This window comes from Bacteroides stercoris ATCC 43183 (genome assembly GCF_025147325.1).
Classification (GTDB): Bacteria; Bacteroidota; Bacteroidia; order Bacteroidales; family Bacteroidaceae; genus Bacteroides; species Bacteroides stercoris.
Genome location: NZ_CP102262.1, coordinates 2,272,430 through 2,287,259, shown reverse-complemented (window position 1 = coordinate 2,287,259; position 14,830 = coordinate 2,272,430). Strand labels below are relative to the sequence as shown.

Genomic DNA, 14,830 nt, shown 5'->3' with positions numbered 1-14,830 from the left:
TATGAAAAGATAAAGATTACCCCTGTCTTTATGGCTCCTTTACTTAGTTTATGGTGTTAATGAGCATGAATGTATTGACCGTTCTATCAAGAGCAGTCAGATATACAATATAAAAAGTATCATTTTCCTCTTCAGGCTTTATTTCCTAACACTGGCATTCTAAGCCGCTTAAAGCATCAGTCAATTTGCAAAACGGAGTCTATGCTACCACAAAGATACTGGCCTTACAATAAGCGGTATATTATGAGTTGCCTTCTGCAATAGCTTCAGGCTTCTTATAATCATTGTATGGAACACCATCACTCAACACGTGCCAAATGACAACAAGCATTTTCCGCGCTATGGCCACTTTCACTTTCATGGCATTCTTCCTTCTGACGACAGTTTGTGTGTAACTGAAATTCGAGTAAAAACAGTTTTGTGTCCGGCTGGCTCCCCATGCGCATTCAATCATAGTCTTTCTGATGTACTTGTTACCATGTGTGATTCTTCGTGATTTGATTTTTCCTGCGCTTTCTTCATTCCGTGGTTTGAGCCCGCACCACGACACCAATGCAGCCGCTGTAATAAACATCTTCATGTCGGCCCCTAATTCAGAGAGTATGGAGGTTGCCGAGCGTTCCTTTACACCGGGTATCGTCTGAAGATTATCGAACTCCCTGGGGAACTCTTTCCTGCAGATTTCCGTCAGTTTTTCCTGGCACTCTTTCAGATGCTTGTCATCCATAAGGATTTCCTCCCGGTACTGGCGTATCAGGTCTATGTCCACTTCATTGACAACTCCTGTCAGAGCGGCTGTAATTACTTCTTTTCCGACACGGTTCACCGTCCGTCCATGGATGGCCTCCGTCAGCTTTTCCGCATTGACAATTCCTTCGGAAAGCAATTTCACCACATCTTTGTAGCTCTTACTGTCTGTAGAAGATACGTAGTTGCTGATACGGATATTGCAACGTTGAAGCAAGGCATCCAGTTTGGTCAGTTTATAGACCTTCTCCTTGTTCAAGTCAAAAATGCGTCGGTTATACTGACGCATGCGCTGCACTATCTCATCCGGCACGAAACTGCCACGGATGAGATCCTTCATGGTACATTCGGCTATCCAGGCAGCGTCACGGACATCACTTTTTCTGCCGGGAAGCTGCTTGATGAAGTAGGGGTTGACCAACTTCAGACATTCTATGTCACTGAGAATGCGCCAGATGGGATACCAGTAAATACTGGTGCTTTCCATAGTAACTTCCTTAACTTCATGAGTAAGGAGAAGTTGATGCAGCTCTTCCAGTTCAGGTGTCAAAACACCGTACTTGGCTTCAAATTTCTCACCTTTTTCGTTGAGAATACAAACAAATACACTATCTTTGTGTACGTCAAGACCACATACTATCCGCATAGGCTATTACATTTTGAGACTAAGAGCTCGTGAAACATTTATTTTGAGGCTCACACACTGAGACCTCCACGCCATAAAGATAGGGGTGGTCTTGATTTTTTCATATCCCACTGGCATATAAATCGTGATTTATATCTAAATTTGCTTACCTTTGTTTTATGAAACCCGCACAACTCCTTCGTGCCATCCTTCCGGATGTGCTTATAGACAACTTTGATATTGTCAATTTCGACAAGAGTGCTGACCGTTTTGATATTTATCTTGATGAAAAAAAAGTTCAACTAAAAGAAGATAAGATCAATCCGGATATCATATCCTATGGTTTTGGTGAGTATCGTACAATCCAAGACTATCCTATTCGTGGTCGCGCCACTTATCTCCATGTTCGTAAACGTAAATGGCTTGACAAATCTTCCAATGAAATCTTCAGTTATGACTGGGATTTATCCGAATTTGACGGTACACGGCTCAATTCTGAGTTCGTCTCTTTTTTAAAAGAAGGAGATTGAATCTACTCCTGTGAGCATCAGTGTGCTTGCGGAACGTTATGGCGTAAAAGGGCAGACTCTTCGTAAACAATACAAGGAGAAAATCAGTGATTACCGGAACTGGGATCAGCTCGAACATGCGCATGACTATCTCCTTTATCCTGAAAATATTGGAGAAAAGCTTTCTTTGGATGAAACTTGCCTGAGCAATGGAGATGTTTATACGATTCTGACCAATAAAGCAGCTAAAGGTCGTAAGGGTGCTTTAGTTGCAATAGTTCGTGGAGTGGCCACAGATGCGGTAAGCGGAATCTTGCGCAGGCTTCCGCACCGGAAACGGCTGTCTGTCAAGACTGTCACTACAGATTTATCTTCAGCCATGATGCTGACAGTCAGAAAGGTGTTTCCTGCCGCAAAGCTGATCAATGACCGTTTTCATGTACAGCAGCTCATGTCTGAAGCTGTTGACCAGTTAAGAATACGCTATCGGTGGAAAGTACTTGATGCGGAAAATCAGGCTATCAGGGAGCATCGCCAAAAGAAGAAAGAAACAAAGAGTAAGGCGGAAAGGGAAAGAATAGGGAAATGGGAACCTGAAAGAATGGAGAACGGAGAAACCCTGTCACAGATAGTAAGCAGAAGCAAGCACATTATACTGAAACACTGGAGCAAATGGAATGAACAGCAAAAGACCAGGGCTGCCATTCTCTTTGATAAATTCCCCAAGCTTCTGGAAGGATACAGCCTTAGCATGAAACTGACAGACATCTTCAACAAGAAGTCAGGTCTCGATGAAGCAAGGCTAAATCTCGCAAGATGGTACAATGAAGTGGAAAAGTTTGACTATATGGAGTTCAACAAGGTACTTGATACGTTTTCAAACCATAGTACGACCATCATAAATTATTTTGAAGAACGATTGACAAATGCTTCAGCGGAGTCGTTCAATGCTAAAATCAAAGCTTTTCGAAGCCAGTTAAGAGGGGTGGCTGATCTGAAATTCTTCATGTTCAGACTGGCTAGGCTATACGCTTAAAAGAAAGCTTGCCAACCGGGGAAATCCGCTGACCCAGAAATTGATTATATCCAGATAATGTGTTTGTATAGAACGTGCGACCCTTCCAAAGGTGAGGAACCCTGATTTATCTACTTCATCATACCACCTTGCCAGCCTTGTCAAAGCAATATCCTTAAACTTACACTGATGATAGATTAAGCCTAACCGCATAGACAGATAATATCCTTTCTTTATATCGGGATATTCCTTGAAAAGAATTTCAGCCCGTATTCTTTGAGACTGAGTCCATAAGGATTCCTTCTTGTAAAGCAGATAAATACTTCTTGCTAACAACTGCTTTCTTGTATCTCCATTAGCGAAAACAGGTGCATGATACATCTTTCCACAGGCCTTTGCATAAGCAAGCTGAGTGGACTCTTCATCCAAAGCCTCCCAGCGAGCTTTTACACGCATCTCCTGCACAGCTTCATAAGCTAACTTCTGTACGTGAAAGCGATCGGTAACACGTTTGGCCGCAGGAAAGCAGATGCGTGCAATCTGCTCCATGTTAGGAGCCATATCCAAGGTTATCTCGCGCACTTGGTAACGGCGGCGACGGGAGAGCTTAAGCAGGACAGAAGTGACCGTATGAACGTCCGTACCTTTAATGATGGCAATCATACTACCTTTACCACCGTGAGCTTCTTTATTGGTCAGTACAGTATAGAGTTCCCCACGCGAGAGGGCTACCTCATCAATACAGATATAAGCACCGATATTCTTTTCGAATAGTAGCCAATCCTCTGCATGAACAAGTTGGTCCCAATGGAGATAACCACTTAGATGGTTACGGTATTGACGCTCCAATAAATCCCCGTCAACTCCATATAAAACACCTAAGAGCTTGCAACTGATCGGATAGTTATCAATACAGTTCTTTTAAAAAAGACGCAAAATCCTGCGTCATACGAGTACCTTCAGCCACCATACGCCAGTTACGAGAGATATACTCATTATGCTTCTTTAAGAGCCAGCGACGACGACGAATATTAAGGAAGACCTTCTTGCCACGAAGAGGAAAATCCTGAACAATAACAGGAGCATAAAAGCCTTTACTCTCAGTATCCTGATCTGTATACTTCTCAGGAACGATATTTTTCTCCTCAAGGTAGATCACAACTTCATTTACGCTTTCCTTCACATCAACAAGATCAAAGTAATCTAAAGTGCCTTCAGGAAGAAGAAGGCAATAACCGTTTAATTCCATAAGCTATGAATTTGGAGACAAAGATAACAATTTATAAATTTACCCCTCAGGTTTTTACATTGACCCATTATTATTCCAAATAGGAGAAAATAGACCGTATGGTGTATCTTGTTTTTTATGCTCATTTTCCAGAATTGTTGTCAGCTTGGACGTTTGCATACTCTATCCGTATGCAATTCTCACTATTCTTTTCTTCTTTGTATGATGCTCCCTCTCTGTTTCTGAACGTTGTCCATGCAGCCGAAAGTAATATAATATAGCCACAAAGATAAAGAAAGAAATAGAAAAACCGACAGAGTAGTTGGTTCTGTTTTATTAAAGTACTTTTAACGGGGATTTATTGCTGTCTTATGTTGTCTGCAACCAGCATTTTCAAGCTTTCGGCAGTGAATTGAGGCAGTGCAGGCTTCGTGGCGTGACAGTTTCTTTAGCGGCAATTCATTTTTATTCAACGCAGTAAAATGATATTTGTTATATATCTATTTTAGCTTTGAATACGGGGAATGTTCTCTGTATTTCTGTTTCAAATCCAAACCAATAACCGCATTTTGTATTTTCATCGAGCGGAAGAAAGCAAAGTCGCAGATTACTTTTATATTCTCCATATATCACTTCCCATTTCTCAGGCGGAATCTGATGTTTGGTTTTTACTTTTTCTGCCGGAGTCTTTTTTAAGGACATGCCAGCTTCTATCCAAGCAATGCTTGCTTGGATTTTATATTCAGGATAGGCTAGTTTGCAATATTCATAAAGTATAAGCCCGCGTTTCTCCAAACTCATAGGCTGGTCTATCAGATTTACCTGTATCAGATATTTAAGGAAGTTATGTAGAAAATCTTTGTCATTTAATATTAACTCTCTGGTTAGTGTATGCCAGGCGGGAGTATTGTAGAAAGCATCTAACAGGCGAGACAGCCGGCGAGCGGTTTGCAGTTCTCCAACGCTGATTTCGTTGGTTTCCAAAACTTCGTAAGGAGGAAAGGGGGAATAGCGTATTCCAAGTTCTTCTGCCCGTCGACGCATTTCCGTACCTGGAAGCAATTTGAGTGATTCCAGCTGTATCTCTCCTGCATTGTATCCGGCAAGGGTATATACATCTTCAAATATTTCATAGAGGTGATAGAGGGGAAGTCCGGCAATGAGGTCGGCATGCGTTTCCATATTCGGGAGCGAGCATAGAAATTTCAGCCCTTTTAAGGCATCGGATAATTTTCCCATACGGTGGCTTTGCTCAAGAACAGGTTCGCGCAAACTTTGAATTCCCGCTTCGAGGTGAAGCAGACCTTGTGGCAATTGTTTCAATTCTTCTTTCAGTTCTTCGGAAAGAAGAGCTGGATGTATCTCTAAATGAAAATGTATATCGGGATATTCTAAAAACAGCTGAAGCAGTTCTTTTGCGCGATGCGTATTGTAGTTGAATGTACGGTCGAGTACACGTATGTTTTTGATACCGTGTTCGTGAATGGTTTGAAGCCGTTGGCGGATGTTTTCAATGGAGAGTGTACGTATAGGTTTTTCGCCGCCGCTGACGCAAAAGGCGCATGTGTTGAAACATCCGCGTGTGGTTTCAAGTTGCACAAACGGTTTGTCCCAATTGAAGAAACAGCTTTTTTCGGGTGGAATGAGTCTGGAAAAGTTTAAGACACGGGCTGTTCCATTGTCTCTGTATTGCTTGTCAGTGTCCAAATAGCATAGTCCGGCAATATCATTCCACAGTTCTGGTTGGTTCCAGCAAGTCAGCCATTGGGGAAAGACTTCCTCGCCTTCTCCTCTGAATACGCAGTCCACAAAAGGGTACTTGCGCAGAAATAACTCATTATTTCCGAGGAACTCCGGACCGCCTAATATGAGACATGCTTTAGGAAGTAATACTTTCAGCCTTGAAGTAATATGTAGCAACTGTTCGTGATTGAAAAGCCAGGTTGTTGCAGCTATGATGTCGGGCTTATGGCGGTAAGCTTCGTCTACAACGGTTCCTACATTCTCATTTATCGTGGCAGATACTATTGCCCATTCAATAGATGAGTCGTTTGCTATCTGTGCATGTAGCGCAGGAAGTGCCAATGAAGAATGAGCGTAGGAACTATTTAGGTCTATCCAAAGAATTTTCATATCTGATTAAGTTTCGTCTTTGCAAAGATAGATGATTTTACTGTTAGGATAAATAAAAAAGTATATATTTGCGAACAGTTAGTAAATCCGAATAGGTTCAAATGCTATGAAAAAATTCCTTTATATCTGTTTCTTATTTTGGGTGAACAGCGTTTTTTTGATGGCTCAGGAAAAAAAAGAGAGCGGACAATCTTCACTTTATACGGATCAATATATTACAGATATATATATGAGTGAACCCGACCGTGCCTTGCAGTTGCTGGATGAAGCTGAAAAGAAGAAGGTAATGATGCCTGCGCGCATAAACGATTTGCGGAGTATGGTCTATCGTAATAGATATCAGTGCAAATTGGCTTTTCGTTATGCACGGAGAGCTTATGTTCAGGATTCCATTGCTGGTAATAATCCTGAACATTTGCTTAAGATGACGATTGCATTGGCGGAATTATCAAGTTTGTTGAGTGAATATGAGGTGAGTAACCGGTATGTTGTTGAAGGCATCAGGCAAGCGAGGGATATGGAGAATAAGCGGGCAGAGGCTAAACTGTTGTTCTGTATGGGAGAAAATAAGCGTTGGCTGTCTTTTAAAAAGGATGCTTACGAAACATTTGATGAAGCTATTCAACTTTTGAGGGATGCTGACGATGCATATGGTTTGCGTATGCTTTCTTATTTCAACGGGGTTAAAATGAGTTTTTTGATAGATGATGGATTAATAGATAATGCGTTGTCCGTTGGGCTATATCGACAGAAACTGTTGGATAAAATGGAAGGCAAGGAAGGAATACAAGCTGCTTATTTGGACTTACAGAAGTCTTATCTGTATTCCAAACTGGCTTATTTGTATTATTGTTCGGGTGATAAGGAGAAAGCAGAGGAATGTTTTATAAAATATAAGTCTACTTTGGCAGCTTCAACTCCTGCCGGGAAATACGATGCTACTCCCTATTTGTTTGTGACAGGCCGGTATAGGGAAGTTTTAGATAATTGTCGCGAGCTGAAAGAAGTTTTTAGGAGAGAGGATACAATTAATTATCAGTATCGTGGCATTTTGTCTAAAGAGATAAAAGCTTATACTGGTTTGAAGGAATATGAAAAGGCAGTGAAGCTAAGTACTGTTTTCATTGCTTTGACTGACAGCATATATCAGCGTGAAAAAACAAATGCGGCATTGGAATTAGAAACCTTGTACGATGTTGATGAGAGAGAAGCCCACATTGCAGAACAAGCTTTAAAATTGAAGATACGGACAATTTCTCTGGCTTTTATTTTTTTTATAGTACTGCTGGTCTTGTTTTTTCTTTGGAAGGTTTGGCTGCAGAATCGTAATATCAAAGAAAAGAACAGGGCATTGGTGAAGTATGTAAATGAGGCGCTGTCAGAGCAAAAGAAGAAACAGCAATCGCCAGGTGAAGATGATAAGTCTATTCTGTATAATGACTTGGATACAGAATCTTCCGACATTGATAAAGAGTATGAAATCAATAAACAGGTCTTTCAGAAATTGGATTCTTTGATAAGGAGAGATGAATTGTATCTTTCTGCTGATTTGTCAAGAGAAGATTTAGTCAGAATGGCGCATATGAATAATACCCGTTTTGCTAAGATGATAAAAGAAAATACAGGTACTAATCTGAGTGGTTATATCAATGAGTTACGTTTGAATCATGCTATACATTTGTTGAAGGAACATCCTGAATATACTTTACGTGCTATAGCTGAGGCTTCCGGCATTAATAGTATGCCTACTTTTCATAGTCTGTTCAAGAATAAAACGGGAATGACACCTTCTGAATTTAAAAAGACCCAATTGGATATGAAACAATAAATTATTGTTATACAATATTATAAGACTTTTCTTTATAAACTTTAGGACATTTCTTTATAGCAAGAGCTTTTAAATTAAGATGCTTCATGCAGAAAAGCTTTTCTTTGCAGTATAAAAACATTGCTACGTATATATTTTGTTGGCTGATGCCATATAATATACGCCAAAGTAATGTATGGATATATTTTATGCAATAATAAACAGGAGTTGAATTTGAGTGCTACTGACGCAGTATATGAAATGCACGAGAACAATTTTCTACGTTCTTTGACTGATTTGAAGAGCCCGGCTCTTTTGCACAGGGGACTGGTTTGGGGTTATCAATATGCAAGTCTATTGTAAAGAGTGCGGGAATGGAATCATAAGTGTTGGTTCCTAATCGGTGTGGAAAGTCTGTTTTGAGTGATTCTATTCTGCTGTTTGCAACTTATTGAAGGGATACTAAAGAGTATTCTAAGTTCTGTTTATTCTGGGGTCCCGTAGGTCGTTGAGATTTGCGGGACTTTTTGGGGTTAGTCTGAAAAAAATCTGTAAGTATGTTAATTTCAGACTGTTAATTTATATAATCTAAAAATAAAGAATGGCATATCTCCGACTCCCCTAAACTGTGCTCTAAATGCTTTGATTTTAGCATTGAATGACTCTGCTGCGGCATTGGTTGCCCTCCTTTCAAAGAAATTGATTATATCCAGATAATGTGTTTGTATAGAACGTGCGACCCTTCCAAAGGTGAGGAACCCTGATTTATCTACTTCATCATACCACCTTGCCAGCCTTGTCAAAGCAATATCCTTAAACTTACACTGATGATAGATTAAGCCTAACCGCATAGACAGATAATATCCTTTCTTTATATCGGGATATTCCTTGAAAAGAATTTCAGCCCGTATTCTTTGAGACTGAGTCCATAAGGATTCCTTCTTGTAAAGCAGATAAATACTTCTTGCTAACAACTGCTTTCTTGTATCTCCATTAGCGAAAACAGGTGCATGATACATCTTTCCACAGGCCTTTGCATAAGCAAGCTGAGTGGACTCTTCATCCAAAGCCTCCCAGCGAGCTTTTACACGCATCTCCTGCACAGCTTCATAAGCTAACTTCTGTACGTGAAAGCGATCGGTAACACGTTTGGCCGCAGGAAAGCAGATGCGTGCAATCTGCTCCATGTTAGGAGCCATATCCAAGGTTATCTCGCGCACTTGGTAACGGCGGCGACGGGAGAGCTTAAGCAGGACAGAAGTGACCGTATGAACGTCCGTACCTTTAATGATGGCAATCATACTACCTTTACCACCGTGAGCTTCTTTATTGGTCAGTACAGTATAGAGTTCTCCACGCGAGAGGGCTACCTCATCAATACAGATATAAGCACCGATATTCTTTTCGAATAGTAGCCAATCCTCTGCATGAACAAGTTGGTCCCAATGGAGATAACCACTTAGATGGTTACGGTATTGACGCTCCAATAAATCCCCGTCAACTCCATATAAAACACCTAAGAGCTTGCAACTGATCGGATAGCTATCAATATAGTTCTTTTAAAAAAGACGCAAAACCCTGCGTCATACGAGTACCTTCAGCCACCATACGCCAGTTGCGAGAGATATACTCATTATGCTTCTTTAAGAGCCAGCGACGACGACGAATATTAAGGAAGACCTTCTTGCCACGGAGAGGAAAATCCTGAACAATAACAGGATCATAAAAGCCTTTACTCTCAGTATCCTGATCTGTATACTTCTCAGGAACGATATTTTTCTCCTCAAGGTAGATCACAACTTCATGTACGCTTTCCTTCACATCAACAAGATCAAAGTAGTCTAAAGTGCCTTCAGGAAGAAGAAGGCGATAACCGTTTAATTCCATAAGCTATGAATTTGGAGACAAACTTACATAAAGAACCTTGGATTTTTATGCCAGTCCAATAAAAACAAGACCACCTCCCTCTCTTTCGCCTTATTCGTACTCTTGGTACACAATTTTTTGTTATCCTTAGGTCTCCAGTTATTAACCTATAAATTGGCTTATTATGAGACGAGTATGTGGTCTTGATGTTCACAAAGATAGCATTTATATGTGTATCTTGTATGAAAACGGTTCAAAAATCGAATCTGTTTTTGGTGTATTGACTCCTGAGCTGGATAAGTTACGTGATTTGCTTGTTTCTCATCATGTTTGTGAAGTTGCTCTTGAGAGTACAAGTATCTATTGGATTCCAATTTGGAATATTTTGTCTGTTGACTTTAGTCTGAAACTTGTCAATCCTTATTTCATCAAACAGCTTCCCGGTCGTAAAAGTGACGTCAAGGATGCTGAGTGGATAGCTACAGTTCTGCAGAAAGGTTTGATTCGTGGTAGTTACGTTCCGGATCGTATGATTCAATGTTTGCGCCAATATGAGCGTCGCAATCATGAACTCTCCAAAAACATCGTTCATGCGGAACAACGTATGGATATGATTCTTCAACGCTGTAATATCCGTATTAGCAACTATGTCTCCTGCATCTCCTGTAAAGGTTATCAAAAGGTTGTCAACGCCATTATATCGGGAGAGAGTAATCCGAAAGTATTGGTAACTTTAATTCATAAACGTACCTTGAACAAGCACGGGCGACAGGTTGTCGAAGATTCTCTCAATGGTTTTGTATCTGATACGGACCGTGATATACTCCGTCAGTATCGTGACGAACGTATGCAGATGGAACAACACAAAAGTGAAAATAAAGCCAAGATGCAGGCTATTTGCGAAGCGCATTATTGCGAAGAATTGGAATTGCTTCAAACTCTTCCGGGTATAAAGGAAGAGAGTGCTGCCAATATCATTGCTGAAATCGGAGTGGATATGAAGATGTTCCTAACCGCATCCGCAATTGTAGGTTGGGCAGGCCTTAAACCGCGTAATGACCAGAGTGCAGGAAGAATTAAATCCCGAAAAATCACCCATGGGAATAAATACCTTCGTAAAATATTGGTGGAAGCAGCCTGGAGTGCGGCTAGAACAAAAGACAGTAGGTTCATGAAAATGTATCAACGATTATTGGCACGAGGAAAAAGCAAACAAAAAGCACTAATTGCAGTTGCAAGGAAGTTACTTGTTCTGATTTGGAATATGTTATCAAAAAAAGAGGCTTTCAATCCAGAATATAAAAGAAGAATACAAGCAGCATAAACTTAAACTTTATTGATGAAAAGGACCGTATCTTTGTGGTAGAGTAAACTCCGTTTTGCAAACTGTCTGAGAAATCAATAAAGAATTGAAAGCCAGTCTGAACTTCGAGTTCGAAGAGGAAAGTAATATAAAACAGGAGACTAAACAGAGTAGTCTCCCATAACAACACATGCCAAAAAGAATGATACCTCTGCCAAGCCGAAAGAGAGGGAGGTGGTCTTATTTGTTTTTTAGAGGAAAGATAACAATTTATAAATTTACTCCTCAGGTTTTTACATTGCCCCATCCTGGGTTAATGTAAAAACCTGAGGAGTAAATTTATAAATTGTTATCTTTGTCTCCAAATTCATAGCTTATGGAATTAAACGGTTATCGCCTTCTTCTTCCTGAAGGCACTTTAGACTACTTTGATCTTGTTGATGTGAAGGAAAGTGTAAATGAAGTTGTGTTCTACCTTGAGGAGAAAAATATCGTTCCTGAGAAGTATACAGCTCAGGATACTGAGAGTAAAGGCGTTTATGCTCCTGTTATTGTTCAGGATTTTCCTCTCCGTGGCAAGAAGGTCTTCCTTAATATTCGTCGTCGTCGCTGGCTCTTAAAGAAGCATAATGAGTATATCTCCCGTAACTGGCGTATGGTGGCTGAAGGTACTCGTATGACGCAGGATTTTGCGTCTTTTTTAAAAGAACTGTATTGATAACTATCCGATCAGTTGCAAGCTCTTAGGTGTTTTATATGGAGTTGACGGGGATTTATTGGAGCGTCAATACCGTAACCATCTAAGTGGTTATCTCCATTGGGACCAACTTGTTCATGCAGAGGATTGGCTACTATTCGAAAAGAATATCGGTGCTTATATCTGTATTGATGAGGTATCCCTCTCGCGTGGGGAACTCTATACTGTACTGACCAATAAAGAAGCTCACGGTGGTAAAGGCAGTATGATTGCCATCATTAAAGGTACGGACGTTCATACGGTCACTTCTGTCCTGCTTAAGCTCTCCCGTCGCCGCCGTTACCAAGTGCGCGAGATAACCTTGGATATGGCTCCTAACATGGAGCAGATTGCACGCATCTGCTTTCCTGCGGCCAAACGTGTTACCGATCGCTTTCACGTACAGAAGTTAGCTTATGAAGCTGTGCAGGAGATGCGTGTAAAAGCTCGCTGGGAGGCTTTGGATGAAGAGTCCACTCAGCTTGCTTATGCAAAGGCCTGTGGAAAGATGTATCATGCACCTGTTTTCGCTAATGGAGATACAAGAAAGCAGTTGTTAGCAAGAAGTATTTATCTGCTTTACAAGAAGGAATCCTTATGGACTCAGTCTCAAAGAATACGGGCTGAAATTCTTTTCAAGGAATATCCCGATATAAAGAAAGGATATTATCTGTCTATGCGGTTAGGCTTAATCTATCATCAGTGTAAGTTTAAGGATATTGCTTTGACAAGGCTGGCAAGGTGGTATGATGAAGTAGATAAATCGGGGTTCCTCACCTTTTGAAGGGTCTCACGTTCTATACAAACACATTATCTGGATATAATCAATTTCTTTGAAAGGAGGGCAACCAATGCCGCAGCAGAGTCATTCAATGCTAAAATCAAAGCATTTAGAGCACAGTTCAGAGGAGTAAGAGATAGAGCTTTTTTCTTATATAGACTTGCTAAATTATATGCTTAAATATAAAATCCCTCAGATTGTTACGTTGACCCAAAATTTTTTTCGAACTGAACCCGGGTCAATGTAAAAACCTGAGGGGTAAATTTATAAATTGTTATCTTTGTCTCCAAATTCATAGCTTATGGAATTAAACGGTTATTGCCTTCTTCTTCCTGAAGGCACTTTAGATTACTTTGATCTTGTTGATGTGAAGGAAAGCGTAAATGAAGTTGTGATCTACCTTGAGGAGAAAAATATCGTTCCTGAGAAGTATACAGATCAGGATACTGAGAGTAAAGGCTTTTATGCTCCTGTTATTGTTCAGGATTTTCCTCTTCGTGGCAAGAAGGTCTTCCTTAATATTCGTCGTCGTCGCTGGCTCTTAAAGAAGCATAATGAGTATATCTCTCGTAACTGGCGTATGGTGGCTGAAGGTACTCGTATGACGCAGGATTTTGCGTCTTTTTTAAAAGAACTGTATTGATAACTATCCGATCAGTTGCAAGCTCTTAGGTGTTTTATATGGAGTTGACGGGGATTTATTGGAGCGTCAATACCGTAACCATCTAAGTGGTTATCTCCATTGGGACCAACTTGTTCATGCAGAGGATTGGCTACTATTCGAAAAGAATATCGGTGCTTATATCTGTATTGATGAGGTAGCCCTCTCGCGTGGGGAACTCTATACTGTACTGACCAATAAAGAAGCTCACGGTGGTAAAGGTAGTATGATTGCCATCATTAAAGGTACGGACGTTCATACGGTCACTTCTGTCCTGCTTAAGCTCTCCCGTCGCCGCCGTTACCAAGTGCGCGAGATAACCTTGGATATGGCTCCTAACATGGAGCAGATTGCACGCATCTGCTTTCCTGCGGCCAAACGTGTTACCGATCGCTTTCACGTACAGAAGTTAGCTTATGAAGCTGTGCAGGAGATGCGTGTAAAAGCTCGCTGGGAGGCTTTGGATGAAGAGTCCACTCAGCTTGCTTATGCAAAGGCCTGTGGAAAGATGTATCATGCACCTGTTTTCGCTAATGGAGATACAAGAAAGCAGTTGTTAGCGAGAAGTATTTATCTGCTTTACAAGAAGGAATCCTTATGGACTCAGTCTCAAAGAATACGGGCTGAAATTCTTTTCAAGGAATATCCCGATATAAAGAAAGGATATTATCTGTCTATGCGGTTAGGCTTAATCTATCATCAGTGTAAGTTTAAGGATATTGCTTTGACAAGGCTGGCAAGGTGGTATGATGAAGTAGATAAATCAGGGTTCCTCACCTTTGGAAGGGTCGCACGTTCTATACAAACACATTATCTGGATATAATCAATTTCTTTGAAAGGAGGGCAACCAATGCCGCAGCAGAGTCATTCAATGCTAAAATCAAAGCATTTAGAGCACAGTTCAGAGGAGTAAGAGATAGAGCTTTTTTCTTATATAGACTTGCTAAATTATATGCTTAAATATAAAATCCCTCAGATTGTTACGTTGATCCATAATAATAGGTATTTTAAGATGGACTATATGTATAGTAGATACAAATGGAGGCATGAATTTCACTCCTTTTTTACAAGCATTCTTGTTGATAATTGCACTGTTATTATTTGTAATTTGGGATATTGTTTTGCATAAAATAACCTTGAGAGTAATTTCAACCATCATTTTATTATGTTTTAACATATGGTCTTACACCTACTATTTTAAAATAGAAGAATTAAAAGAATATTGGGATGGGGTTAAATATTCGCCTAATGATGCATATCTTCCCCCCCGACATTGATAATTTCATTTTTGTATGGTTGGCGAACCAAGTTCTTGTTTTTTATTTGCTTTTAGCAATAGGCATTTCACATCTATTACAGAGAAAAAAGACATTAGCAAAGCATGATAACATTTAACAGTATCCCTATCTTAACCCATA

At 40.3% G+C, this 14,830-nt stretch carries 13 protein-coding genes and 1 pseudogene; 8 read left to right on the top strand and 6 right to left on the bottom strand.

Features of this window, described 5'->3' with window-relative positions; genetic code table 11:
• Positions 1–241 precede the first annotated feature (241 nt).
• Positions 242–1,393 (bottom strand): IS110 family RNA-guided transposase, encoded by a 1,152-nt coding sequence (locus tag NQ565_RS09280; protein ID WP_005654610.1) that lies wholly within the window; start codon positions 1,391–1,393, stop codon positions 242–244.
• A 158-nt stretch (positions 1,394–1,551) separates the two neighbouring features.
• On the opposite strand from NQ565_RS09280, the gene NQ565_RS09275 reads away from it, so the two are divergent.
• Complete coding sequence (locus NQ565_RS09275) at positions 1,552–1,902, top strand: ISAon1 family transposase N-terminal region protein (RefSeq protein WP_005652161.1); 351 nt, start codon at positions 1,552–1,554, stop codon at positions 1,900–1,902.
• A 10-nt stretch (positions 1,903–1,912) separates the two neighbouring features.
• Positions 1,913–2,917 carry an ISAon1 family transposase gene (locus tag NQ565_RS09270; RefSeq protein ID WP_040315496.1) on the top strand — a complete coding sequence of 335 codons (1,005 nt, stop codon included), beginning with the start codon at positions 1,913–1,915 and terminating at the stop codon, positions 2,915–2,917.
• Here the strand turns inward: NQ565_RS09270 and NQ565_RS09265 are convergent.
• From NQ565_RS09265 to NQ565_RS09255, 3 genes are all read right to left on the bottom strand, one after another.
• Positions 2,906–3,793 carry an ISAon1 family transposase gene (locus tag NQ565_RS09265; protein ID WP_458692664.1) on the bottom strand — a complete coding sequence of 296 codons (888 nt, stop codon included), beginning with the start codon at positions 3,791–3,793 and terminating at the stop codon, positions 2,906–2,908. The genes NQ565_RS09270 and NQ565_RS09265 overlap by 12 nt on opposite strands.
• Before the next feature lie 10 nt (positions 3,794–3,803).
• Positions 3,804–4,145: an ISAon1 family transposase N-terminal region protein gene (locus tag NQ565_RS09260; RefSeq protein WP_005653519.1), complete on the bottom strand. Its 342-nt coding sequence runs from the start codon at positions 4,143–4,145 to the stop codon at positions 3,804–3,806.
• 471 nt (positions 4,146–4,616) lie between these two features.
• On the bottom strand, positions 4,617–6,257 hold the full coding sequence (locus NQ565_RS09255) for a B12-binding domain-containing radical SAM protein (protein ID WP_005653523.1): 1,641 nt from the start codon (positions 6,255–6,257) through the stop codon (positions 4,617–4,619).
• Positions 6,258–6,363: 106 nt separating this feature from the next.
• Between NQ565_RS09255 and NQ565_RS09250 the strand changes: the two genes are divergently transcribed.
• Positions 6,364–8,085, top strand: coding sequence for a helix-turn-helix domain-containing protein (locus NQ565_RS09250; protein ID WP_005653525.1), 1,722 nt, complete (start codon positions 6,364–6,366; stop codon positions 8,083–8,085).
• A 545-nt stretch (positions 8,086–8,630) separates the two neighbouring features.
• On the opposite strand, the gene NQ565_RS09245 is transcribed toward NQ565_RS09250, so the two are convergent.
• Together NQ565_RS09245 and NQ565_RS09240 are read right to left on the bottom strand one after the other, a co-directional pair.
• Positions 8,631–9,599 (bottom strand): ISAon1 family transposase, encoded by a 969-nt coding sequence (locus NQ565_RS09245; RefSeq protein ID WP_458692665.1) that lies wholly within the window; start codon positions 9,597–9,599, stop codon positions 8,631–8,633.
• A 10-nt stretch (positions 9,600–9,609) separates the two neighbouring features.
• On the bottom strand, positions 9,610–9,951 hold the full coding sequence (locus tag NQ565_RS09240; RefSeq protein ID WP_005653527.1) for an ISAon1 family transposase N-terminal region protein: 342 nt from the start codon (positions 9,949–9,951) through the stop codon (positions 9,610–9,612).
• A gap of 163 nt (positions 9,952–10,114) precedes the next feature.
• Here NQ565_RS09240 and NQ565_RS09235 point away from each other — a divergent pair, with 163 nt between their 5' ends.
• The 5 genes and pseudogenes from NQ565_RS09235 (at position 10,115) to NQ565_RS09215 (ending at position 14,372) form a co-directional block, all read left to right on the top strand.
• Positions 10,115–11,254, top strand: coding sequence for an IS110 family RNA-guided transposase (locus NQ565_RS09235; RefSeq protein ID WP_005653528.1), 1,140 nt, complete (start codon positions 10,115–10,117; stop codon positions 11,252–11,254).
• 355 nt (positions 11,255–11,609) lie between these two features.
• On the top strand, positions 11,610–11,951 hold the full coding sequence (locus tag NQ565_RS09230; RefSeq protein WP_005653530.1) for an ISAon1 family transposase N-terminal region protein: 342 nt from the start codon (positions 11,610–11,612) through the stop codon (positions 11,949–11,951).
• Positions 11,952–11,961: 10 nt separating this feature from the next.
• Positions 11,962–12,930: pseudogene (locus NQ565_RS09225) on the top strand (ISAon1 family transposase).
• A 121-nt stretch (positions 12,931–13,051) separates the two neighbouring features.
• Positions 13,052–13,393, top strand: a complete 342-nt coding sequence (locus NQ565_RS09220) for an ISAon1 family transposase N-terminal region protein (protein ID WP_005653519.1) — start codon at positions 13,052–13,054, stop codon at positions 13,391–13,393.
• Positions 13,394–13,403: 10 nt separating this feature from the next.
• Complete coding sequence (locus NQ565_RS09215; RefSeq protein ID WP_445291860.1) at positions 13,404–14,372, top strand: ISAon1 family transposase; 969 nt, start codon at positions 13,404–13,406, stop codon at positions 14,370–14,372.
• Positions 14,373–14,830 lie beyond the last annotated feature (458 nt).

Bases quoted from the DNA above. Each gene is read 5' to 3' on its own strand.
- NQ565_RS09280 (WP_005654610.1), bottom strand. From the start codon at position 1,393: ATGCGGATAGTATGTGGTCTTGACGTACACAAAGATAGTGTATTTGTT.
- NQ565_RS09275 (WP_005652161.1), top strand. From the start codon at position 1,552: ATGAAACCCGCACAACTCCTTCGTGCCATCCTTCCGGATGTGCTTATA.
- NQ565_RS09260 (WP_005653519.1), bottom strand. From the start codon at position 4,145: ATGGAATTAAACGGTTATTGCCTTCTTCTTCCTGAAGGCACTTTAGAT.
- NQ565_RS09255 (WP_005653523.1), bottom strand. From the start codon at position 6,257: ATGAAAATTCTTTGGATAGACCTAAATAGTTCCTACGCTCATTCTTCA.
- NQ565_RS09250 (WP_005653525.1), top strand. From the start codon at position 6,364: ATGAAAAAATTCCTTTATATCTGTTTCTTATTTTGGGTGAACAGCGTT.
- NQ565_RS09240 (WP_005653527.1), bottom strand. From the start codon at position 9,951: ATGGAATTAAACGGTTATCGCCTTCTTCTTCCTGAAGGCACTTTAGAC.
- NQ565_RS09235 (WP_005653528.1), top strand. From the start codon at position 10,115: ATGAGACGAGTATGTGGTCTTGATGTTCACAAAGATAGCATTTATATG.
- NQ565_RS09230 (WP_005653530.1), top strand. From the start codon at position 11,610: ATGGAATTAAACGGTTATCGCCTTCTTCTTCCTGAAGGCACTTTAGAC.
- NQ565_RS09220 (WP_005653519.1), top strand. From the start codon at position 13,052: ATGGAATTAAACGGTTATTGCCTTCTTCTTCCTGAAGGCACTTTAGAT.